This is a genomic window from Flavobacterium sufflavum, from assembly GCF_004016525.1.
Lineage (GTDB): Bacteria > Bacteroidota > Bacteroidia > Flavobacteriales > Flavobacteriaceae > Flavobacterium > Flavobacterium sufflavum.
Map to the genome: position 1 here is coordinate 234,492 of NZ_SACJ01000002.1, position 21,356 is coordinate 255,847.

Genomic DNA, 21,356 nt, shown 5'->3' on the forward strand with positions numbered 1-21,356 from the left:
AATTAATAGTATGAAAACAAATTCTATAATACTACTTCTGTTATTAGTAATGGTCTCTGGTTTTGCTCAACAAGATTCGCAATACACACATTATATGTATAATACAATTAATATTAACCCTGCTTATGCCGGTAATCGTGGTGTGACGAGTATTTTTGGTTTGCATCGTACCCAGTGGGTAGGATTAGATGGTGCGCCTACTACTAATGCTTTTTCGATTAATGCACCACTCCAAAATTCAAGGGTTGGGCTTGGACTTTCATTTGTAAATGATGAAATTGGTGCAGGAGATCAAAATAATATTGCTGTTGATGTATCTTATACTATTCCAACATCTGAAGAATATGATTTGTCTTTTGGAATCAAAGCTTCTGCCGATTTATTGAATGTGGATTATACCAAATTATCCCGATATAATACAGCTAATCCGGCATTTCAAAATAATATTGATAACAAATTCTCTCCAAACATTGGAGCAGGGGTTTATTATCATTCTGATAAAATGTATGTAGGTTTTTCGGTTCCCAACTTTTTAAACACAAAACATTTCGATGATAATTCATCAGTTGCTGTCAAAGACCGGTTGCATTATTATTTGATGGGAGGATATGTTTTTGACGTGAGTCCATCGATTAAGTTAAAGCCAAGTATTTTGACCAAAATGGTATCGGGAGCTCCTTTGCAAGTCGATTTATCTGCTAATGTATTGCTGCAGGATAAATTTACCTTAGGACTTTCTTATCGATGGAGTGCTGCAGCAACGGCAATGGCAGGAATTCAAGTTACTCATGGATTGCTTGTAGGCTACAGCTATGATTTTGATACTACTAGTTTGGAAAATTACAACTCAGGTTCTCATGAAATATTTTTACGTTTTGAATTGTTTAATATTCAAAAGAGAATAATAACTCCAAGATTTTTCTAAAAGAATAGCTTATGAAAAAGTATAACATATCAGTATTGTTGCTTGTTTTTTTTGCTTTGCAACTTTCGGCACAAGTTGGTTCCAGAGATAATAAGGCGGATAAGGATTACGACAGATTCGCTTATATCGATGCTATAAAAACCTACGAACGCATGTTTGAAAGAGGCTATAAGTCTCCGGACATGTTGTTAAAACTGGCCAATGCCTATTATTTCAGCGGTGATTTAGAGAATGCCGCCAAATATTACAAAGAGTTGTTTGCTTCTGAAACCATTGTGACTCCCGAATGTTATTACCGATTTGCCCAATCTTTAAAGTCAATTAAAGAGTATAAAAAGGCAGATGAAATGATGGCCAAATTTAATAAAGAGAATGGTAATGATTTGAGAGCTAAATTGGCAAGAACTCAAAGAGATTATCTCACTGTTATTAAGAAAAATTCGGGACGATATGCCATAGAAAATGCAGGTATCAATTCTAAATATTCTGATTATGGAAGTTCGTATTACAATGACAATTTGGTTTTTACCAGTGCCCGTGATACGGGAACTTTTGTAAAACGGATGGATCCCTGGACTGGAGAGGGGTTTACTAATCTATATCAATCAACTATTGATTCAGATGGCTTGTTAACTAATGTGAGAAGAGCATTTAAAGATTTGAATACTAAATTTCATGAGTCAACTCCGGTTTTTACTAAGGATGCTAAGACGGTGTATTTTACCCGAAACAATTATAATGACGGTAAACGCGGAAAGGATACTAAGGAAACTACTTTGTTGAAAATTTATAAAGCAACCTTAAATGGTGAAAAATGGGAGAATGTTACCGAATTACCTTTTAATAGTGATAACTATAGTGTGGCGCATCCGGCGTTGAGTTTCGATGGGAAGACTTTGTATTTTGCTTCTGATATGCCGGGAACATTAGGACAGTCTGATCTTTATAAAGTAAAAATAAATGAAGACGGAACTTATGGTACTCCAGAAAATTTAGGAAAGGGCATCAATACCGAAGGCAGGGAAACCTTTCCTTTTATAACCGAAAAAAACGAACTCTATTTTGCTTCTGATGGTCATCCCGGTTTAGGTGGAATGGATGTTTTTGTTTCGAAAGCCAGACAGGACGGAAGTTTTAGAGAGGTTTTAAATGTGGGAGAACCGCTGAATAGTCCTAAGGATGATTTTGGTTTGTTGTTTGACAATAAATCTAAAATTGGATATGTAACTTCAAACAGAGATGGCGGTTTGGGAGGAGATGATATTTATAAGGTTAAGGAAAACAGACCAATAGAATATCCTTGCGAACAGTTTTTAGGCGGGAAAGTTACCGATGTTGAGACTAATCAATTGATTGCAAATGCCAAAGTGAGTTTGTATGACAGTAGCTATCAATTATTGAAATCGGCAACAACTGATGTTAAAGGAGTGTTTGATTTTGGAGAAGTAGAATGTGAAGCTAAATATTATATTAAAACAGAAAAAGAAGCTTATAACACTGATGAGGTTGCTACAACAATTGCGGGAAATACAGGAAAAACCCATGTTCCGGTTGCAATAGAAAAAACCTTGAAAAAAGTAACTGTTGGAGATGATATTGCTAAAGTTTTTGGAATAAAAATTATCTATTTCGACTTAAATAAATCAGATATCCGAAATGATGCGGCGTTGGAATTGTCTAAGATTTTAGATGTGATGATGCAAAATCCAACAATCAAAATTGATATTCGTTCGCATACTGATAGTAGGAATACTGCAATGTATAACTGGAAATTATCGGAAAGAAGAGCCGCTTCTACTAAGGCGTGGTTAATTCAAAATGGAATTGATGAATTGCGTTTAACCGCTAAAGGTTATGGGGAATCACAATTGGTAAATAAATGTGCTGATGGAGTAGAGTGTACTGAAGAAGAACATCAGGCTAATAGACGAAGTGAGTTTGTAATTATTTCTATAAAGTAGTTTAGTTAGTTTAGGTTTTATTGCCGTTACCCTATAAACGGGGGTTATATAGGGTAACATTTTAAAAACACTAATTGATCATATTCAGTTATGATTGATTAGTGTTTCTTCTTTTAAAAACACATTGAGTATTTCAGGCCAGTTTAGATTGGATTTTATTTCAGAAAGTCCTTTGTAATCGTTTATCTCATTTAAATCTTTAATAGTGAAATGATCTTGTTTTGCAAAAGGAACTAGGCCTTCTTTTTTTAATTTTTGGGCTAAATATTCCTGTTCGTATTGTCCGGGAGTAGGAATGAAAAAAGCTTTTTTATTCAGTTTTGACAAGTCCATAATCGAGGTGTATCCGGAACGACAAAGTATGATATTACTTTCATTGAAAGCTTGTTCTAGCTGGCGACTGTGCATAAAATTATAAAAAGTAACAGCGTCTATTTGTTCCTTTTTTTGCTCTTTTTCTATAATTCCTTTTACAAAAAGAATGTCCCCATTGTAAAGTGCAATTTCTTTTTTTAGTTTTTCTTCCAGCATTCCTCGTTGCGGTTCAGGCCCCGAAAGAATAATCATCAAGTCATACTTTTTTTCAAGCTTCTTAGAATTCATTCGACTCAACGGGCCTATGTATTTTATGTTTAAATCATGATTTTTTAAATGACTTAATTCGCCCGCTAAATTAGGTGTATCAGCGGTGTCGGGAATCCAGCATTCGGTATACTTTTTAATAATATTTTGATGTAAAAGACTGCTTAACCAGGTAGTGTTTCCTGTCATGACATTAAGTTGGTGTGTAATAAATACCGAAGGCACTTTTTTATTGTAAACTCCAAGTCTGTTGTCAGAAATGATGCCGTCTATATCGTATTTTTTAATCCATTTTTTTACTAATTTCTTTTCTTCTAAAATGGCTTCAATCATTTTGGGGCAATTCTTCAGTAGTTTCCATTTGAAATATTTGCCGTTTTTGGCATATTCTATTTCGTAGGATGGTAGTTCCAGAAATTTTAAATAAGGAAATTCTTTTTTTAATAAGTCCAAAGCAATTCCGTCTGAGGCAATAATTGGAATAAAATTATTGTCTTGTAAGGCTTTAATAATCGGGATACAGCGCGTTGCGTGTCCTAAGCCCCAATTTAACGGAGCTACTAAAATTGTTTTGCTAGGAGAGTTTAAATTCATTTTTTTTAAATCATTTTAATGATAAAAATAGTTAAACAAAATTTTTGCAAACTTGCTTATGAATTATCAAACTATTAAGTTATTATTTCCTAATGTAATAATTAAAAAGTAATTGTTTAAAAAAAAAGACACTGTTGTTTATTAGAAAACAACAGTGTCTTTTTAAGAAAGTATATTGAAAATCTTAGTTTTCGTTAGTAACAATTTGCATGGTTTCAGTACCTAATTGTTTTAACAAAACTGTTTTTCCTTCAACCACTGTTTGGGCAGCAGTATCGTTAAAATGTCTGATAGTGTATAGCGTAACATTTTCGTTGTAACCCACTTTGAATTTTTTAGATAAAATGGCAAGTAAATCCTTGAAATTACCAAATTTGTCCTCAACACACACAGAAAAACTGATAGCTGAGTTTTGGATTAAGTTTACCTTAATTTTAAATTCATGGAACAATCCAAATATCTCACTGATGTTTTCTTCCATAATGAATGAAAAATCAATAGAAGAAAGTGAAATCAACAATTGCTCTCTCTTAACAATAAAACAAGGCATGAATGGCTCCAAAGTTGCTCCTTTGCTTACAACAGTTCCTTTTAATAAAGGATTGATGAATGATTTTACGTGTAAAGGAATTTCCTTTTTTTGTAGTGGTTGCAAAGTTTTTGGGTGGATAACCGTTGCACCGTAAAAAGCCAATTCGATTGCTTCTCTGTATGAGATTTGGTTTAACAAACTGGCATTTTCAAAATATCTTGGGTCAGCATTCATAACTCCCGGAACATCTTTCCAGATAGTAACACTCTCGGCATTTAAGCAATAAGCAAAAATAGCTGCAGTATAATCAGAACCTTCACGACCTAAAGTAGTTGTGAAATTGTTTTCGTCAGAACCTAAGAATCCTTGAGTAATGTTTAAACTTTTGGTTTTGATGTTTTTAGAGATGTTGCTTTGAGTCAATTCCCAGTCAACTTCGGCATCACGATAATTGTTGTTTGTTTTAATGTAATTACGCACATCAATCCATTGAGTTTCAATTCCCATGAAATTCATGTAATAACTCAAAACAGTTGTCGAAATAATTTCTCCCATACTTACAATTTGGTCGTAAACAAAGTTGTAATTAGGAGATTTATTATGAGCCAGGAAATACTCTAAATCAGAAAAATGTTCTTGCACAGCGGCAAAAACAGCATGGTTTTCATCTTCGAATAAATCCAATAGGATTTGATTGTGGTATTTTTTTATTTCCTGTACTGATGCGTTAAGTTCAGCTGATTTGTCAAAATAGTTTTTAATTACTAATTCCAGCGCATTGGTTGTTTTTCCCATTGCCGAAACCACTAATAATACATCTTCATAACCTGCTTTTTGCAAAACGTCGTATACGTTTCTTATTCCGGCAGCATCTTTTACTGATGCACCACCAAATTTAAATACTTTCATATTTTTATTTTCGCTAATATTGTTTTAATCTCTTTTCTATAAAATCAGCAATTCCTGCTTCATCCATTTGGGCAACATGCCATTCTTTTAATACTTTGGCTCCTGTTTTCTCGTAAAAATCAATAGCGGGAGTGTTCCAGTCCAGTACATTCCAGTCTATTCTTTTTACGTTGTCTCTCTGAGCTTGTTTGATAATTTCGGAGTATAACGCATAACCCACTCCTTTGCCCCGCATATTGTTTTTTACTACCAAATCTTCAAGATGGATTATTTTTCCTTTCCAGGTTGAATATCGGTAATAATAAAATGCAATTCCTACAATCTCTGAATCTATCTCGGCAACAAAAACGTGAAATAATGGTTGGTCACCAAAACCATCTCTAATTAAATCTTCGACCGTTACTATAACAGCATCTGGCTCTTTTTCAAATTCCGCTAACTCCTGAATCAGGCTCAAAACGCCTTTCATGTCTTCTTTTTCACCTACTCTAATATTCATATATTCGTATTATTTGGTTTAAAATTTAACAATAAGGCTTTTCGGAATTCTATTAGAATGCTAATTATTAGCAAATATACAATACTGCCAAACTAAGTAAGTTTTATTGAGTCATTATCACAAAAAAAACGATATTTGTGACTTCAAATTCAAATTATATCGATTTCGTAATGGAAGAAAGCAGTAAAACCTTAGGAGAATTTATTATTGAAAATCAAAATGCATTTCAATATTCATCTGGTGAATTATCTCGAATAATCAATTCAATACGTCTTGCGGCAAAAGTAGTTAGCTACAAAGTGAATAAAGCGGGTTTAGTTGATATTACGGGAGCAGCGGGTGAACAAAATATTCAGGGAGAAGATCAGCAAAAATTAGATGTTTATGCTAATGAAGTTTTTATCCAAACTTTGAAAAACCGTGAAATTGTTTGCGGAATTGCATCCGAAGAAAACGATGATTTTATCACTGTGGAAGGAAAAGATAAAGGTCATAAGAACAAGTATGTGGTTTTGATGGATCCTTTAGATGGTTCGTCTAATATTGATGTGAATGTTTCGGTAGGAACGGTTTTTTCAGTTTACAGAAGAGTAACCCCTGTGGGAACGCCAGTTACAATTGAAGATTTTCTACAACCGGGAACCATGCAGGTAGCGGCAGGATATGTAATTTACGGAACATCGACCATGCTGGTTTACACTACAGGTCATGGAGTGAATGGATTTACTTTGAATCCCGCAATTGGTACTTTCTATCTTTCGCATCCTGATATGAAATTTACTAAAGACGGACATATTTATTCTATTAACGAAGGGAACTACATTCAGTTTCCACAAGGAGTAAAGGATTATATTAAATATTGTCAATCAGAAGAGGGTGACAGACCATATACGTCAAGATATATTGGTAGTTTGGTTTCTGATATTCATAGAAACATGATAAAAGGAGGGGTTTATATCTATCCTACAAGTTCAAAGGCTCCTAAAGGAAAATTGAGATTGTTGTATGAGTGTAATCCAATGGCTTTTATTGCTGAACAGGCCGGTGGAAAAGCATCGGATGGATTCAGGCGAATAATGGAAATTAAACCAACTGAATTGCATGAACGCGTGCCATTTTTCTGTGGAAGCTATAATATGGTGACTAAGGCGGAAGAATTTATGCTTAATGCCAGTAAATAGTTTTCAGATTTATCGATAAATAAAAAAAGCTCTTGATGTTGAATTCAAGAGCTTTTTTTGTGGTATTTGGTAAATAAAATTATTTGTGCATGTTTTGCATTTCGTATGCAAAAGTGTCAAAATCTACTTTTTTGTCAACTAGAGACAAGGCCTTTGCAATAATGTAATTAACGTTACTTGGAGTAAAGCCTAAACCAATTGCAATTTTCTTTAAAACTACCTCTTGTTTGTCACCTAATTGATGGTCAACATGTACCATTCTAGCTAAATCGTACAAACGCTCTAGTCTTTGAGAGTATAAATAAGGAGGGTTGATAGGGTGGATTGTTGGGTTTTCTAAAATTTCATCGTATTCTGAAGGTGAAATTTCAAGCTTTGTAGCCAGTTTGTCTAAGAAGTTTTTTTCTTCTGGAGCAACAATACCATCGGCTAGAGCAACACGAACAATCGCAGAAAAATGTCCCTTATTTCTTTGTTTAAATTCGCTATCAAATAAATCTGAAAATGACATAATTATTGTGTTTTTTTTATTGAGCAAATATAAATCAATTTTTAAATTATTAATTTTCTTTTAAATTTTATTTAACGGGAAATATAATTTAGAATCAATTTTATTTCAAAGGAATTAGCAATAGAATTGAGGGGTTTCAAAATTAATCGTAAGTTTACAACCCCTTTATCAATTAAATAATGTAGCAGATGTCCCAATTTTTAATTTATTTTCAATTAGGATTAAAACATATTTTAAATATCTATTCCTACGACCATATTTTGTTTCTAATTGCGTTGGCAATTCCGCTTTCGTTTAAAGATTGGAAACGAATTTTACTCTTAATAACTACATTTACTTTAGGGCATACTATTGCTTTGTTGTTGACTATTTACGGAATCATCGCCGTTAAGGTGGCTGTAATAGAATTGTTGATTCCTATTACAATTTTAATAGTGGCTTTGTTTCATCTTTTTACAGCCGGAAAATCAGCTAAAAAGGAAAGCGTTAATTTGGTTTTCTTTATTACGCTTTTCTTTGGTATAATCCACGGATTAGGTTTTTTGAATACTTTTAAGTCTATTCATCATGGAACTGCGACTTCTAAGTTGTTAGCGATACTGGAATTTGCATTAGGTATTGAAGCGGCTCAGTTAGTGGTGATTCTTGTCGCTTTGATTTTGTCGTATATAGTACAAACTGTTTTTAGATTTTCTAAAAGAGATTGGACTTTAGTTATGTCGGCATTTATTATTGGAGTAGTTTTGCCTATTATTATAGGGAATGAAATTTGGTTAAGATAAATTATGGAACTAAAGAAATTAAATAAATACGATAAGGCTTATCTGCGTATTGCCAAGGAATGGGGACTTTTGTCTTATTGTAAACGCAAGCAGGTAGGCGCTATTATTGTTAAAGACCGAATGATTATTTCGGATGGTTATAACGGTACACCTTCGGGTTTTGATAATTGTTGTGAGGACGAAGAAGGATTGACAAGATGGGATGTGTTACATGCCGAAGCCAATGCGATTCTTAAAGTGGCCCGCTCTACCCAATCCTGTGAAGGAGCTACGCTTTATATTACGCTTTCTCCTTGTAAGGAATGCAGTAAATTGATTCATCAATCAGGAATTAAAAGAGTGGTATATCAAAACGGATATCGCGATGATTCAGGGATTCAATTTTTAATAAAAGCAGGTGTAATTGTGGAACACATTCCGGAATTAGAAGATTAAAAGTGAAAATAGATAGCAAATATATTCCCATTTATATTAGCGCCATTTTGGCGATAGGGATATTTATTGGCAGTTTATTAGATTTTACAATTCAAAATCAATCTTCGGTAGCTAATAATTCGAAAGTAAAACTCAATAAATTAATTGATTTTATTGACAACGAATATGTTGATGATGTTGACACCGATTCAATTATTAATAGGACTGTCGATAATATTTTAGCTCAATTAGATCCTCATTCAGTTTATGTTCCTCCTTCTGAACAGGCTGAAGTTGCCGAAAACATGAAAGGAGATTTTGTGGGTATTGGTGTTCGTTTTTACATTTATAAGGATACTGTTGCTATTATTCAGCCTATTGAAAATGGCCCTTCGGCAAAAGCAGGAATTAAGGCCGGCGATAGAATTTTGTATGCCAACGGGACAAAATTGTTTGGACGAAAATTACCTTCAGATACTTTGTTTGCTAAGCTTAAAGGAAAAGAAGGTTCTGAGGTAGCTCTTACTGTTTATAGGAATTCCGAAAAGAAAAAGATAGAGTTTAAAATCAAGCGAGGTGTTATTCCGCTTAAAAGTGTCGATGTTGGCCTGATGTTGAACTCATCAATGGCCTACATTAAAATCAATCGTTTTGCTGAAACTACTTATGAGGAGTTTAAATCTAATTTAATCCGACTTAAAAAAAATGGTGCAAAATCGCTGGTAATTGATCTTCGCGATAATGGTGGTGGTTATATGGAGCAGGCAATTGATATTGCTGATGAGTTGTTGGCGGGAAAAAAGTTGATTGTTTTTACAAAAAATAAAAGGGGGAGAGTCGAGAGAACCTATTCTACTAGAAAAGGGGATTTTGAAACAGGCAGATTGTTTGTGTTGATTAATGAAAATTCGGCTTCGGCCAGTGAAATTCTTGCCGGTGCAATCCAGGATAATGACAGGGGGACTATTGTGGGACGTCGTTCATTTGGCAAAGGGCTGGTGCAACAGGAAATGGATTTTGATGATGGTTCGGCGGTGCGATTAACCGTGGCGCGTTATTATACGCCTACCGGAAGGTCGATTCAAAAACCTTATTTTAAAGGGGAGGAGCAATATTTTAAAGAGTCGGAAGCGCGATTTAAAAACGGCGAATTGTATAATAAAGACAGTATAAAAGTGTCGGATGGTTTAAAATTTAAAACGCCTAAAGGAAAGATTGTGTACGGCGGCGGCGGAATTGTTCCCGATGTTTTTGTGCCACTCGAATTTGAAAATGCCGATGAAGCGACCGTTTATTTGATGGAGTCCGGAATTGTAGGCAATTTTGTTTTTGAGCAATTGGATAAAAGCAGAAATGGTTTCAAAGGGCTTTCGTTTGGGCAATTTTTAAACAAGATGAATGCTACAGATGAGTATTTTATTGTTTTCAAGAAATTTATTTCTAAACATCTAAAAGGGATTCAATTAGATAAAAGTAAAGCGGTTGTGAAGCGTTATCTAAATGCTGAATTTGCCCGACAATTGTATGGAGAAAAAGCCTATTATGATATTGTTTTGAAGGATGATGTTATGGTGAAAAAGGTTTTAAGTAAAAAATAACAATATGAAAAAGTTTTTGAGTTTCGTTTTTTTAGTTAGTTTGATTGTTTCTTGTGCTTTGATGAAAGATAAAAATCTGTTGACAGGTGATGTGGAGGCTATAGAATATGGTAAAGACGGTTATACGGCAAAAATTAAGACTGCTAAAAAAGAAATTTATTTGGCAACTATCAGTAGAGTCAATCTTGTGGACTCTCAGGATTATAAGGTTTTTAAAATAGGGGAGAAAGTTACTTTAAAAGGAGAATTTTGGAAATCTGATACTGAAAAACATATAAAAGTTACCGATATCGTGTTACGGTGAACTGATAAGAAAACAGAGTATTTTAAAAACTATTAAGGGATTAAGAAAATTAAGCTATAACGCTTAATTTTCTTAATCCCTTAATAGTTTAAATTTTTAAAGAAACTTATTTTTATCGAATGCTGTCATGAGTGTGGGTTTGCAGGCCATTATTCCATAAAGTAAGAATATCTGTGGCTACGGCAGCACCACTTCCGGCTGCAATGGCAAGCTGGCTTCTCCATCCGGCTAAAGTTCCTATGGCATAAATGCCTTCGGTTACTTTATGGTCACTGTTTTTTAATTGTATTCTTTGTTTTTCGGGAAGTGCTTTCTGATGTGGAATAACATATTGTGTTAATCCCTCGATTGCGAATGTATTTGCTGAACCAATACCTACTACAATAGACTTTGTTTTGTAGCTGTTTTTATTGGTGATAACATTAAAATTTGGATATTCTCCTTCAATTCGAATTACTTTTTCGTTTTGAATTTGTGTAATGTGAGGATAGCTTTCGCTTAAATGTGAAATGCTTTCAATAAGCAGTTCCGAGCCTAATTTACCTGCCGGAATACCATAAGCATTGTTAAATAAGGCGTCCTGTAGTGAAGAAGATTTCTGGTGTGCGAAAATGCCAATTTTTTTTTCGGTCGCAAAACTTTTGTTTTTGGCTGAGCCAAGAACTAAAGCGCATGACATTCCGGAAACTCCTCCTCCAATGATTAATACGTCAAACATATAATTTTATAGTTTGTCGTTCATTTTGTCTTCTATTTTTTTAGACATTCTAAAAATCAATAGAATTAAGATGGCACAACAAGAAGCAGCTATTCCAATAAAAGCTACTGCGTTATCTCCTCCAAACAGATTGTTGAAATCCAGTTGGGTGATGTTGAAAATAACAAGTGCTGATGCGAGAAACACTAAGATGTTAGTAAAGATTTTCATGATATTTTTGTTGGCTTGTAGATTGAAATTCAAGTTGTTTCTACAGGCTAAATTACGGGGTAAAATTATAAAAAATTTGTTTAGAGCAATAGACCTTTAACATTAGAAGCTTATAATTTAACAGCGATATGTTAAAATAGAATCGTAAGTTTTTGGTTGTTAGTTAGTTGTGTTGTTTTGACTAACTCTTGTTTGCTGAGGATTAGTGCTTGTTTTTTCTGATTTTAAATAGTTCCGGATTTAGTTAAAGTTAGGTATAAATAAGTTCTTGCTTGATAGTGTAAGTTAAGGATTGATTATCTTTGCATTTTATAAATTATAGTAAGTTAACCCATGTTTCAATTAGGAAAGACCATAGTTTCAGAAGATATTTTGGAAAAAGAATTTGTTTGTAATTTATCAGCATGTCACGGTGCCTGTTGTGTTGATGGCGATGCAGGTGCGCCTTTAAGTCAGGAAGAAACAGCTATTTTAGAAGAAATATTTCCCAAGGTAAAGCCTTTTTTACGCAAAGAAGGGATTGAGGCCATTGAAGCTCAGGGTACCTGGGTAAAAGGTACTGATGGTGATCTTGAAACACCGTTAATTGATAATAAGGATTGTGCTTATGTGATTTTTGATGGCAAAACTGCGCTTTGCGGTATTGAGCAGGCCTATAATCAGGGGATTGTAGATTGGAAAAAACCGGTTTCCTGTCATTTGTATCCTATTCGTGTAAAAGATTTTACGGAGTTTGCAGCTGTTAATTATGATAAGTGGGATATCTGTGACGACGCCTGTTCTTTAGGTAAGGAATTAGAAGTTCCGGTGTATAAATTTGTCAAAGAGGCTTTGATTAGAAGGTTTGGTGAAGATTGGTATTTAGAGCTTGAATTGGTAGCTCAGGAATGGAAAAAAGTCAAGTCAAAATAAACTATTTTTTTCTTGTTTTATATTGTTTAAATCCTATATTTTACGGTGCTTCATGTGGTTTTTATTGTTTTTAATTTATTGATATTTAATCGATTACTTAATTTGTAAAAAGAAGATTAGTTTTTTGTCTTTGTTAAAAACTAGAGTGTATTGTGAATAAGTTTGACTTTTAATTCCCGCAATATTTCATAATCTTTGTAATGCTTCTGAAAGCAAAAAATATCTTAAAATTTATCTAAAAATAACATAGTAATGTCGCAAATAGAACCAATTTTACAAGAGAATAAAAATCGTTTCGTAATATTTCCTATCAAACATCATGATATTTGGGAATGGTACAAAAAGATGGAGGCTAGTTTTTGGACAGCCGAAGAAATCGATTTGTCTCAAGATTTACATGATTGGAACAATAAATTGAATTCGGACGAGAAATATTTTATCAAACATATTTTAGCTTTTTTTGCGGCTTCTGATGGAATTGTAAATGAAAATTTAGCTGAGAATTTTGTGAATGAAGTACAATATGCTGAAGCTAAATTTTTCTATGGTTTCCAAATTATGATGGAAAACATTCATAGTGAAACTTATTCGCTTTTGATTGATACTTATGTAAAAGACGAAACTGAGAAAGACGAATTATTTAATGCGTTAGAGGTTTTTCCGGCAATTAGAAAAAAAGCGGATTGGGCTTTGAAATGGATCGAATCTGATTCTTTTGCCGAAAGATTAATTGCTTTTGCAGCTGTGGAAGGAATTTTCTTTTCTGGTGCTTTCTGTTCTATTTATTGGTTGAAAAAACGTGGTTTAATGCCAGGATTGACTTTTTCTAACGAATTGATTTCTCGTGACGAAGGTGTTCACTGTGATTTTGCGGTGCATTTACACAACCACCACTTGGTGAATAAAGTGTCTAAAGAAAGAATCAAAGAGATTATCGTGGACGCTTTGGATATTGAAAGAGAGTTTATCACCGAATCACTTCCTGTGAGTTTGATAGGTATGAATGCCGGTTTGATGACTCAGTATTTAGAGTTTGTTACTGATAGATTATTAGTGGAATTAGGTTGCGAAAGAGTGTATAACACCGCAAATCCATTTGACTTTATGGATATGATTTCGCTTCAGGGAAAAACAAATTTCTTTGAGAAAAAAGTGGCTGAATATCAAAAAGCAGGTGTTTTAAACAGCGGAACTGCGAATGACTCTGATGCTCAGAAAATTTCATTTGACGCTGATTTTTAATAGTTCGGCTTCTTTATAATAAACAAATTACTATTTACGGCTCTAGCCCAGATAGCAGTGAAAATCCTTTTATCTCTTTCTTTAAGAGATAAAAGATTGCAGCGGATAGCTGGAAACAGCTCCAAAAAAGATTACAAATAACCAAAAACAGTGAAGGGATTCCCTGTTTTACAAAACCCAAAACTTATGTACGTAGTAAAAAGAGACGGCCACAAAGAGCCAGTAATGTTCGACAAAATCACAGAGAGAATTAAAAAACTTTGCTATGGTTTAAATGATTTAGTGGATGCCGTAAAAGTGGCAATGCGCGTGATTGAAGGATTGTATGATGGAGTTTCTACGTCAGAGTTAGATAATTTAGCGGCTGAGACTGCGGCTTCGATGACCATTGCGCATCCGGATTATGCTCAGTTGGCAGCGAGAATTGCAATTTCGAATTTGCATTCGAATACAAAAAAATCATTTTCGGAAACAATGACCGAAATGTATCACTATGTGAATCCAAGAAACGGTCAGGCTGCGCCATTGATTTCTGATGAAGTATTTAAGGTAATTCAGGAAAATGCGGCTTTCTTAGATTCTCATATTATTTATACAAGAGATTTTAATTATGATTATTTTGGTTTCAAAACTTTAGAGCGTTCTTATTTGTTAAAAATAAACGGGAAAATCGTAGAGAGACCACAACATATGTTAATGCGTGTAGCTGTTGGTATTCACTTAGATGATTTACAGTCTGTTTTAGAAACTTACGACTTAATGTCTAAAAAGTTCTTTACGCATGCTACTCCAACATTATTTAATGCAGGTACTCCAAAAGCTCAAATGTCTTCTTGTTTCCTTTTGGCAATGCAGGATGATAGTATTGATGGAATTTATGATACTTTAAAACAAACGGCTAAAATCTCGCAATCAGCGGGAGGAATCGGGCTTTCTATTCATAATGTTCGTGCTACAGGTTCTTATATTCGTGGGACAAACGGAACTTCAAACGGGATTGTTCCTATGTTGAGAGTATTTAACGATACGGCCCGTTATGTAGATCAGGGTGGAGGAAAGCGCAAAGGTAGTTTTGCTATTTATATCGAAACTTGGCATGCTGATATCTTTGAATTCCTGGATTTGAAAAAGAACACAGGAAAAGAAGAAATGCGTGCGAGAGATTTATTCTTCGCAATGTGGACTTCTGATTTGTTCATGAAACGTGTGCAGGAAGATGCAGCCTGGACTTTGATGTGTCCTAATGAATGTCCTGGTTTATATGATGTTTACGGAGATGAGTTTGAAGCTTTGTACATTGATTATGAAAACCGTGGAAAAGGTAGAAAAACCATCAGAGCACGTGAATTATGGGAGAAAATTCTGGAATCTCAAATCGAGACCGGAACACCATACATGTTATATAAAGATTCGGTTAACCGTAAATCAAACCAAAAAAACTTAGGAACTATTCGTTCTTCTAACTTGTGTACCGAAATTATGGAGTACACTTCTAAGGATGAAATTGCGGTTTGTAACTTAGCTTCGCTTTCATTGCCAATGTTTGTTGATAACGGAAAATTTGATCATCAGGCATTGTTTAATGTTACTAAACGTGTAACAAGAAACCTGAATAAGGTAATTGACAGAAACTATTACCCGGTTCAGGAAGCAGAGAATTCTAACCTTCGTCATAGACCGGTAGGTTTAGGAGTACAAGGTTTAGCTGATGCTTTCATTATGTTGCGTATGCCGTTTACAAGTGAGGAAGCTAAGAAATTAAACCAGGAAATTTTTGAAACTTTATACTTCGCTGCTGTTACCGCTTCTATGGAAATGGCTAAAGAAGAAGGGCCTTATTCAACTTATGAAGGTTCTCCAATTTCTAAAGGAGAATTCCAGCACAATATGTGGGGCTTGAAAGATGAAGAATTATCAGGACGTTGGGATTGGGCTTCATTGCGAAAAGAAGTTATGGAGTACGGAGTTCGTAACTCATTGTTAGTGGCGCCAATGCCTACTGCTTCTACATCTCAAATTTTAGGTAACAACGAAGCATTTGAGCCATATACTTCTAATATCTACACTCGTCGTGTGTTATCAGGAGAATTTATTGTGGTAAACAAACATTTATTGCATGATTTAGTAGAGCGCGGATTGTGGAACGAAAGTTTGAAACAGGAAATTATGCGTCATAATGGTTCTGTTCAAAATATTGATGTGATCCCACAAGACCTGAAAGAATTGTACAAAACAGTTTGGGAAATGTCTATGAAAGATATCATTGATATGTCTCGTCAAAGAGGGTATTTTATTGACCAATCTCAATCATTGAACTTGTTCATGCAAGATGCTAATTATGCTAAATTAACTTCTATGCACTTCTATGCTTGGCAATCTGGATTGAAAACAGGAATGTATTATTTGAGAACTAAATCGGCAGTTGATGCAATTAAGTTTACCTTGAATAACGATAAAAAAGAAAATCCAAAGCCAGTTGATGAGGCTGAGCCGATAAACATCGAAGATTACAAAGCGATGATTTTAAAAGCACAGGCTGCAGGTCCGGAGGATTGCGAAATGTGCGGAGCATAAACCAAATTTAATTATTAATTCAAAATAATTATTGAAACAGCCATCGTTTAGATGGCTGTTTTTTTGTTTTAAACATAGTGAGTTTGTGAGATACGGCGGTGTAAAACTCTAATTATAAGATTGTAATTTGCTAATAATTCATTATATTTGAGATAGTTAAGTTTGTTGGTGTTTTTCTTTTCTTAATACTAAAAAAAGTAGCCATGAAAAACGAGGAATTTACAATAACAGCTGATTTACAGGCCACGCAGTTTCAACGTTTTCTTAACCTGAGCATTGATTTAATGTTTATTTATATCTTGGTGCTTAGTTTAGGGACAACAATCATTTTGGTTGCTTTGTCTGCCAATAATTTTGCGCTTTCTAATTGGGTAACCAATTTAAGTGCAGTAGAAATTGCTTTCTACACAGCAATAGTTTCCTTCTTGTATTATTATATTACTGAGGTGTATTTTTCCCGCACTATTGCTAAATTGTTAACCCATACTATTGTTGTAAATATTGATGGAACCAAGCCTTCTAAAAGAAGTTTTTTTATTCGAACATGCTGTCGTTTTATTCCTTTCGAAGCCTTTTCTTTCTTTGGATTAGTTCCAAGAGGATGGCATGATACTTTTTCGAATACTTATGTGGTTAAAAAACGCAAGCTGAATAAAAAACGCAAACATTTTGAAACTTTTACTGAGGTGGCTGAGACTTAATTTAATTATTTTCTTTCCCCGATTTGCTGTCTCCACATAGCGTAATACAGCCCTTTTTCGTCCAATAAATCCTGATGTTTCCCTTGCTCGATAATTTCTCCTTGTTCCAATACAAATATTTTATCGGCATGCATGATAGTCGATAAACGGTGGGCAATTAACACGGTGATTTGATCTTGTTTAGAAGATATACTACGGATGGTTTTAGTGATTTCTTCTTCGGTAATCGAATCTAATGCCGAGGTAGCTTCGTCAAAAAGTAACAATTTAGGATTTCTAAGTAAAGCTCTGGCAATCGATAAACGTTGTTTTTCACCTCCCGATACTTTTATTCCGCCTTCGCCAATGGTGGTATAGATGCTGTTTTCGGCACGTTTGAGTAAATTTTGACAAGCCGATTTTTGCAAAACATCATTGATTTCTTCGTCAGTTGCACTTGGTTTTACAAAAAGTAAATTGTCTTTTATCGTTCCCGAAAACAATTGGGCATCCTGGGTTACAAAACCTAATTGTTGTCTTAATTCGTTGAGGTCAATTTCTTTGGCGTTTTTCTCGTTGTAAAAGATAGCACCTTCAGCAGGATTATACAATCCGACTAACATTTTTACCAAAGTTGTTTTTCCGCTCCCAGATGGGCCTACAAAAGCGATGGTTTCTCCAGATTTTGCTGCAAATGAAATGTTTTTTACGGCATAACTTTTGGCGCTTTTATGTTTGAAGGATACATTCTGAAAACTTAAATGGCTGATTGAACCAATAGTTTTTGGGTTTTTAGGAGTCTTTTCGATTTTTGCATTCATCAAATCGCTAAAATTATCCATAGAAGCCTTGGTTTCGTTGTAAGTGGCAATCACGTTCCCAAGTTCCTGTAATGGATTAAACAAAAAGAATGAAAAGAACATTAGAGTAATCAAATCACCGGGTTTGATGATGTCTTGAAAAATGAACATATAGAGTGCGAAAACCAGACTGGTTCTCATAAAGTGTACTGTTGTGCCTTGTATGAAACTCAGCGAACGGATAAAACGTACTTTTTTTAATTCTAATCCAAGGATTTTAATGGTTGTAGCATTTAATCGGTTGACTTCCTGTTCGGTCAAACCTAAGCTTTTTACTAATTCGATATTTCGTAATGATTCGGTTGTGGCTCCTGCCAAAGCAGTGGTTTCGCCTAAAATTTCCCGGGATATCTTTTTGATTTTTTTTCCCAAAAAAGAGCTTACAAAAGCAATTACAGGAACAGTTACCAGGAATATAGGTCCTAATAACCAATGGATACTTATAGCATAAACCACCACAAATACAATCCCGACTATTGATTGAAAAATAAGCGAAATAGATAAGGTGATGAATTTTTCGCAATCAATTTTTACCTTTTGAAGCTTGCCCAGAGTTTCTCCGCTGCGTTGGTCTTCAAAGTCCTGAAAAGGCAATTGAAGTGCTTTTTGTATTCCATCGGTGTACATTTGAGCACCTGTTCGCTGAATGATGATATTGGTAAAATAGTCCTGAAAGTTTTTGGCAATTCTTGAAGCCATTGCAGCTCCTAATGACAATAATAGCCAGCCTGTAACAGCTTTGATAAAGCTGCCCTGATTGTGGTTGAAATTGGCAACCCCAACGCCGCATTCGTTTAATAGCTTACCAATGATTATCGAATCATATAAAGAAAAACACTGATTTATAGCGGCCAGAAACAGCGCTATGTATAAAAGTATTTTGTGGGTTTTGATGTAGGTATATAAAATTTGCATAAGGAATCTTTTAAAGGAAATAATTCAAACTAAAATAGGTATTTGAATTATAAGTTGGTACAAATTTAAAATATAAATATCGAAATATTTCGATATATTAAAAATATATTTTTATCTTTGCCTCATGATTACCGAATTGAACATAAAACAAGTTGAAAAAATTTCTAAAGCACTAGGAGATCCCTATCGTTTGAAGATATTGGATATGATTAGTAAACGAAAGGATTTTATGCAATGCTGTGAAGTTTCAGAATGTTTTAATTTGGCACAGTCTACCATGTCTCACCATTTGAAACAATTAGTGGAAGCCGAATTATTAGTATCTGAAAAGGAAGGACGCAATTTGAAATTTGTTATCAATAAAGAAATATGCGATGCTTATAGTCGTTATATTTCTAATTTAGGCTTTTAGCCTTTTTTTTAATTAAATAAATCGAAATATTTAGATATTTAAATACTTGCAATAATTAAATTATTATAAAAGAAATGAAAAAATTAGAAAACAAAGTAGCTGTTGTCACAGGAGGAAACAGCGGAATCGGATTAGCAACAGCAAAATTATTTGCAGAACAAGGTGCCAAAGTGGCAATAACAGGCCGTAATAAAAAGACAATTGATGAAGCGGTTTTCGAAATTGGGAATGCTTCGATTGGTTTGGTAAGCGATGTTTCGGATATAAACAATATTGACACCACCTACGGAACGGTTAAAGATACTTTTGGGAAAATTGATGTATTGGTAGTGAATGCCGGGGTATTTATTGCGGCACCTTTAGCAGATTATACCGAAGAAATGTTCGACCAAACCAGCGATATCAACTTCAAAGGGGTTTTCTTCACAATTCAAAAATCCTTGCCGCATCTAAATGATGGTGCTTCAATTATCATTACGGCATCTACAGTAGCCCACAAAGGTTTTGCAACTACTGCAGCCTATTCAGCTTCAAAAGCAGCCGTTCGTTCGTTAGCAAGAACCTTATCAGCCGAATTATTGGATAGAAATATCCGAGTGAATGTACTTTCGCCTGGGCCAATTGACACGCCAATATTTTCAAGAGGAGGAGCTTCAGAAGAAGAAGCAAACGGAACAAAAGCCTATTATGCTTCAGGAATACCGGCAAAACGTTTAGGAACCTCTGAAGAAATGGCTGAAGGTTTCCTTTATCTGGCTTCTGATGATTCTAAGTTTATGATAGGAGGCGAATTATTACTTGACGGAGGAGCAGCAACACTTTAAAAAAATATTTTAGTTTATTATTTGTTTTAATAACGGAAAGCCTTGGTTGAACAGCAGTCAATCAGGGCTTTTTTATTGTTGTATTTTATTGTGTAAGAAAAAAATGAATATATTTGAAAAACAAATAAAGCGAAACAAACTTTCGCCAATCTACCCAATTTTGGGTGTATATACGAAAGTTTGTTTCGCCTATAAATTAGTTAGTGGCAATGCTTAATCAAATTCTAATAACTTATGGCTAAGACTAGAAAACAAAGTTGGAACGTTACTGAAAATAGATTCATTTGCTTTTTAGATATAATGGGTTTTAAGGATATGGTAATGAGAAACTCACATAATGAAATTTACCAAATTCTTGAAGAGTTGGCTAAAGAACGAAGCACATTAGATGAAGGTAAAGTAGAAAGTTATGAAACCGATTCTATGAAGACAGTAAGTTTTTCAGATACTATAGTTATTTTCACTAAGACAGATTCAAAAGAATGTTTAGAATTGATAACTTTTGCAGTAAGTTGGCTGTTTGCAAGAGCAATGGAAAAAGAAATTCCAATTAAAGGAGCAATTGCTTGTGGTACAATGAGTGTGAATATTTCTAGACAAATATTCTTCGGGCAACCATTGATTGATGCGTATCTATTACAAGAAGACGTTGCTTTTTATGGTTTAGTACTTCATAATACAGCTGAAAAAAAACTAAATGAGTATATTGAAGTAATGATCGGCGACGAATTGTATCATGACTGTAAAGTTCCGTTAAAAAGTGGAAAAATAGATCATTTTATATTAGATTGGGTAGCAGCAATAAATTTTGAAAATGGAAAAGAAGAAGCAAAAAAAATCGGACTTGATTTAATGAAAAAGCATCGTCACAAAACATCTGGAGGACCAAGAAAATATATTGACAATACGATAGAAATCATTAATCAAATTTATAATTAGCACAGCCACTAACAGAGGTTTGGCAAGATTTGGGTTTTAGGCTTAATTTAAAGTTGGTTTTGTACTTGGAAAATTTGTGTTTAACCGAAAGACCCCCTCTGCCGCTCGTTTTTAACGAGTGCCTATTTAAATTAAAAAGATAAATCGTAGTATTTTAAACGCGGTTAAAAAATGAAAAGTTATTTTTTGGGATAGCTGTTTTTTATCATATAATGCAATAGTTTAGTCTCAAAAACAAAAGCCCTCTCAAATTAAATTGAGAAGGCTTCTTTGTAAAT

General features: G+C 34.2%; 21 protein-coding genes. 14 read left to right on the forward strand and 7 right to left on the reverse strand.

Annotated features, from left to right (window positions below; genetic code table 11):
- Positions 1–10: 10 nt before the first annotated feature.
- Positions 11–925 carry a PorP/SprF family type IX secretion system membrane protein gene (locus EOD40_RS03920; protein ID WP_128193598.1) on the forward strand — a complete coding sequence of 305 codons (915 nt, stop codon included), beginning with the start codon at positions 11–13 and terminating at the stop codon, positions 923–925.
- Between the two features lie 11 nt (positions 926–936).
- A complete protein-coding gene (locus tag EOD40_RS03925) occupies positions 937–2,886 on the forward strand; it encodes an OmpA family protein (RefSeq protein ID WP_128193599.1) in 1,950 nt (649 codons plus the stop codon).
- Positions 2,887–2,970: 84 nt separating this feature from the next.
- On the opposite strand, the gene EOD40_RS03930 is transcribed toward EOD40_RS03925, so the two are convergent.
- From EOD40_RS03930 to EOD40_RS03940, 3 genes are all read right to left on the reverse strand, one after another.
- On the reverse strand, positions 2,971–4,062 hold the full coding sequence (locus tag EOD40_RS03930; RefSeq protein WP_128193600.1) for a glycosyltransferase: 1,092 nt from the start codon (positions 4,060–4,062) through the stop codon (positions 2,971–2,973).
- Between the two features lie 184 nt (positions 4,063–4,246).
- The gene (locus EOD40_RS03935; RefSeq protein WP_128193601.1) at positions 4,247–5,503 is read right to left on the reverse strand and encodes an aspartate kinase; all 1,257 of its coding nucleotides are present in this window, start codon (positions 5,501–5,503) and stop codon (positions 4,247–4,249) included.
- A gap of 13 nt (positions 5,504–5,516) precedes the next feature.
- A complete protein-coding gene (locus EOD40_RS03940; RefSeq protein WP_128193602.1) occupies positions 5,517–6,002 on the reverse strand; it encodes a GNAT family N-acetyltransferase in 486 nt (161 codons plus the stop codon).
- 170 nt (positions 6,003–6,172) lie between these two features.
- On the opposite strand from EOD40_RS03940, the gene fbp reads away from it, so the two are divergent.
- The gene (gene fbp, locus EOD40_RS03945) at positions 6,173–7,183 is read left to right on the forward strand and encodes a class 1 fructose-bisphosphatase (protein WP_128193941.1); all 1,011 of its coding nucleotides are present in this window, start codon (positions 6,173–6,175) and stop codon (positions 7,181–7,183) included.
- Between the two features lie 79 nt (positions 7,184–7,262).
- On the opposite strand, the gene EOD40_RS03950 is transcribed toward fbp, so the two are convergent.
- Complete coding sequence (locus EOD40_RS03950) at positions 7,263–7,694, reverse strand: TerB family tellurite resistance protein (RefSeq protein WP_128193603.1); 432 nt, start codon at positions 7,692–7,694, stop codon at positions 7,263–7,265.
- A 188-nt stretch (positions 7,695–7,882) separates the two neighbouring features.
- Here EOD40_RS03950 and EOD40_RS03955 point away from each other — a divergent pair, with 188 nt between their 5' ends.
- From EOD40_RS03955 to EOD40_RS03970, 4 genes are read left to right on the forward strand one after another with little or no spacing between them, the layout of a single operon-like run.
- Positions 7,883–8,476, forward strand: coding sequence for a HupE/UreJ family protein (locus EOD40_RS03955; protein ID WP_128193604.1), 594 nt, complete (start codon positions 7,883–7,885; stop codon positions 8,474–8,476).
- Between the two features lie 3 nt (positions 8,477–8,479).
- Positions 8,480–8,911: a deoxycytidylate deaminase gene (locus tag EOD40_RS03960; protein WP_128193605.1), complete on the forward strand. Its 432-nt coding sequence runs from the start codon at positions 8,480–8,482 to the stop codon at positions 8,909–8,911.
- 2 nt (positions 8,912–8,913) lie between these two features.
- The gene (locus EOD40_RS03965) at positions 8,914–10,488 is read left to right on the forward strand and encodes a S41 family peptidase (protein ID WP_128193606.1); all 1,575 of its coding nucleotides are present in this window, start codon (positions 8,914–8,916) and stop codon (positions 10,486–10,488) included.
- A 4-nt stretch (positions 10,489–10,492) separates the two neighbouring features.
- Positions 10,493–10,792, forward strand: a complete 300-nt coding sequence (locus tag EOD40_RS03970) for a hypothetical protein (protein ID WP_128193607.1) — start codon at positions 10,493–10,495, stop codon at positions 10,790–10,792.
- Positions 10,793–10,904: 112 nt separating this feature from the next.
- Here EOD40_RS03970 and EOD40_RS03975 read toward each other — a convergent pair whose 3' ends face one another.
- A complete protein-coding gene (locus EOD40_RS03975; RefSeq protein ID WP_128193608.1) occupies positions 10,905–11,510 on the reverse strand; it encodes an FAD-dependent oxidoreductase in 606 nt (201 codons plus the stop codon).
- A 6-nt stretch (positions 11,511–11,516) separates the two neighbouring features.
- Complete coding sequence (locus EOD40_RS03980) at positions 11,517–11,720, reverse strand: hypothetical protein (RefSeq protein ID WP_128193609.1); 204 nt, start codon at positions 11,718–11,720, stop codon at positions 11,517–11,519.
- A gap of 333 nt (positions 11,721–12,053) precedes the next feature.
- On the opposite strand from EOD40_RS03980, the gene EOD40_RS03985 reads away from it, so the two are divergent.
- The 4 genes from EOD40_RS03985 to EOD40_RS04000 all read left to right on the forward strand — a co-directional run bounded on the left by EOD40_RS03985 (position 12,054) and on the right by EOD40_RS04000 (position 17,149).
- Positions 12,054–12,632 (forward strand): DUF3109 family protein, encoded by a 579-nt coding sequence (locus EOD40_RS03985; protein ID WP_128193610.1) that lies wholly within the window; start codon positions 12,054–12,056, stop codon positions 12,630–12,632.
- 252 nt (positions 12,633–12,884) lie between these two features.
- Entirely contained in the window at positions 12,885–13,874 is a 990-nt protein-coding gene (locus EOD40_RS03990; protein ID WP_128193611.1) for a ribonucleotide-diphosphate reductase subunit beta, read from the forward strand.
- A 186-nt stretch (positions 13,875–14,060) separates the two neighbouring features.
- Positions 14,061–16,448, forward strand: coding sequence for a ribonucleoside-diphosphate reductase subunit alpha (locus EOD40_RS03995; RefSeq protein ID WP_128193612.1), 2,388 nt, complete (start codon positions 14,061–14,063; stop codon positions 16,446–16,448).
- A gap of 203 nt (positions 16,449–16,651) precedes the next feature.
- Positions 16,652–17,149, forward strand: a complete 498-nt coding sequence (locus tag EOD40_RS04000; RefSeq protein WP_128193613.1) for an RDD family protein — start codon at positions 16,652–16,654, stop codon at positions 17,147–17,149.
- 5 nt (positions 17,150–17,154) lie between these two features.
- Here the strand turns inward: EOD40_RS04000 and EOD40_RS04005 are convergent, their stop codons facing one another.
- Positions 17,155–18,903: an ABC transporter ATP-binding protein gene (locus EOD40_RS04005; RefSeq protein ID WP_128193614.1), complete on the reverse strand. Its 1,749-nt coding sequence runs from the start codon at positions 18,901–18,903 to the stop codon at positions 17,155–17,157.
- A gap of 124 nt (positions 18,904–19,027) precedes the next feature.
- On the opposite strand from EOD40_RS04005, the gene EOD40_RS04010 reads away from it, so the two are divergent.
- The 3 genes from EOD40_RS04010 (at position 19,028) to EOD40_RS04020 (ending at position 21,078) form a co-directional block, all read left to right on the forward strand.
- Entirely contained in the window at positions 19,028–19,315 is a 288-nt protein-coding gene (locus EOD40_RS04010) for an ArsR/SmtB family transcription factor (RefSeq protein ID WP_071184664.1), read from the forward strand.
- Between the two features lie 74 nt (positions 19,316–19,389).
- Positions 19,390–20,139 carry an SDR family oxidoreductase gene (locus EOD40_RS04015; RefSeq protein ID WP_128193615.1) on the forward strand — a complete coding sequence of 250 codons (750 nt, stop codon included), beginning with the start codon at positions 19,390–19,392 and terminating at the stop codon, positions 20,137–20,139.
- 234 nt (positions 20,140–20,373) lie between these two features.
- Positions 20,374–21,078, forward strand: a complete 705-nt coding sequence (locus tag EOD40_RS04020; protein ID WP_128193616.1) for a hypothetical protein — start codon at positions 20,374–20,376, stop codon at positions 21,076–21,078.
- Positions 21,079–21,356 lie beyond the last annotated feature (278 nt).

What these genes read in the sequence shown, in the direction of transcription:
- EOD40_RS03925 (WP_128193599.1), top strand. Translation starts at nt 937, where the DNA reads ATGAAAAAGTATAACATATCAGTATTGTTGCTTGTTTTTTTTGCTTTG.
- EOD40_RS04020 (WP_128193616.1), top strand. Translation starts at nt 20,374, where the DNA reads ATGGCTAAGACTAGAAAACAAAGTTGGAACGTTACTGAAAATAGATTC.
- EOD40_RS03935 (WP_128193601.1), bottom strand. Translation starts at nt 5,503, where the DNA reads ATGAAAGTATTTAAATTTGGTGGTGCATCAGTAAAAGATGCTGCCGGA.
- EOD40_RS03995 (WP_128193612.1), top strand. Translation starts at nt 14,061, where the DNA reads ATGTACGTAGTAAAAAGAGACGGCCACAAAGAGCCAGTAATGTTCGAC.
- EOD40_RS04015 (WP_128193615.1), top strand. Translation starts at nt 19,390, where the DNA reads ATGAAAAAATTAGAAAACAAAGTAGCTGTTGTCACAGGAGGAAACAGC.
- EOD40_RS03975 (WP_128193608.1), bottom strand. Translation starts at nt 11,510, where the DNA reads ATGTTTGACGTATTAATCATTGGAGGAGGAGTTTCCGGAATGTCATGC.
- EOD40_RS04005 (WP_128193614.1), bottom strand. Translation starts at nt 18,903, where the DNA reads ATGCAAATTTTATATACCTACATCAAAACCCACAAAATACTTTTATAC.
- EOD40_RS03970 (WP_128193607.1), top strand. Translation starts at nt 10,493, where the DNA reads ATGAAAAAGTTTTTGAGTTTCGTTTTTTTAGTTAGTTTGATTGTTTCT.
- EOD40_RS03990 (WP_128193611.1), top strand. Translation starts at nt 12,885, where the DNA reads ATGTCGCAAATAGAACCAATTTTACAAGAGAATAAAAATCGTTTCGTA.
- EOD40_RS03980 (WP_128193609.1), bottom strand. Translation starts at nt 11,720, where the DNA reads ATGAAAATCTTTACTAACATCTTAGTGTTTCTCGCATCAGCACTTGTT.
- EOD40_RS04000 (WP_128193613.1), top strand. Translation starts at nt 16,652, where the DNA reads ATGAAAAACGAGGAATTTACAATAACAGCTGATTTACAGGCCACGCAG.
- EOD40_RS03960 (WP_128193605.1), top strand. Translation starts at nt 8,480, where the DNA reads ATGGAACTAAAGAAATTAAATAAATACGATAAGGCTTATCTGCGTATT.
- EOD40_RS03920 (WP_128193598.1), top strand. Translation starts at nt 11, where the DNA reads ATGAAAACAAATTCTATAATACTACTTCTGTTATTAGTAATGGTCTCT.
- EOD40_RS03930 (WP_128193600.1), bottom strand. Translation starts at nt 4,062, where the DNA reads ATGAATTTAAACTCTCCTAGCAAAACAATTTTAGTAGCTCCGTTAAAT.
- fbp (WP_128193941.1), top strand. Translation starts at nt 6,173, where the DNA reads ATGGAAGAAAGCAGTAAAACCTTAGGAGAATTTATTATTGAAAATCAA.
- EOD40_RS03985 (WP_128193610.1), top strand. Translation starts at nt 12,054, where the DNA reads ATGTTTCAATTAGGAAAGACCATAGTTTCAGAAGATATTTTGGAAAAA.
- EOD40_RS03950 (WP_128193603.1), bottom strand. Translation starts at nt 7,694, where the DNA reads ATGTCATTTTCAGATTTATTTGATAGCGAATTTAAACAAAGAAATAAG.
- EOD40_RS04010 (WP_071184664.1), top strand. Translation starts at nt 19,028, where the DNA reads ATGATTACCGAATTGAACATAAAACAAGTTGAAAAAATTTCTAAAGCA.
- EOD40_RS03940 (WP_128193602.1), bottom strand. Translation starts at nt 6,002, where the DNA reads ATGAATATTAGAGTAGGTGAAAAAGAAGACATGAAAGGCGTTTTGAGC.
- EOD40_RS03955 (WP_128193604.1), top strand. Translation starts at nt 7,883, where the DNA reads ATGTCCCAATTTTTAATTTATTTTCAATTAGGATTAAAACATATTTTA.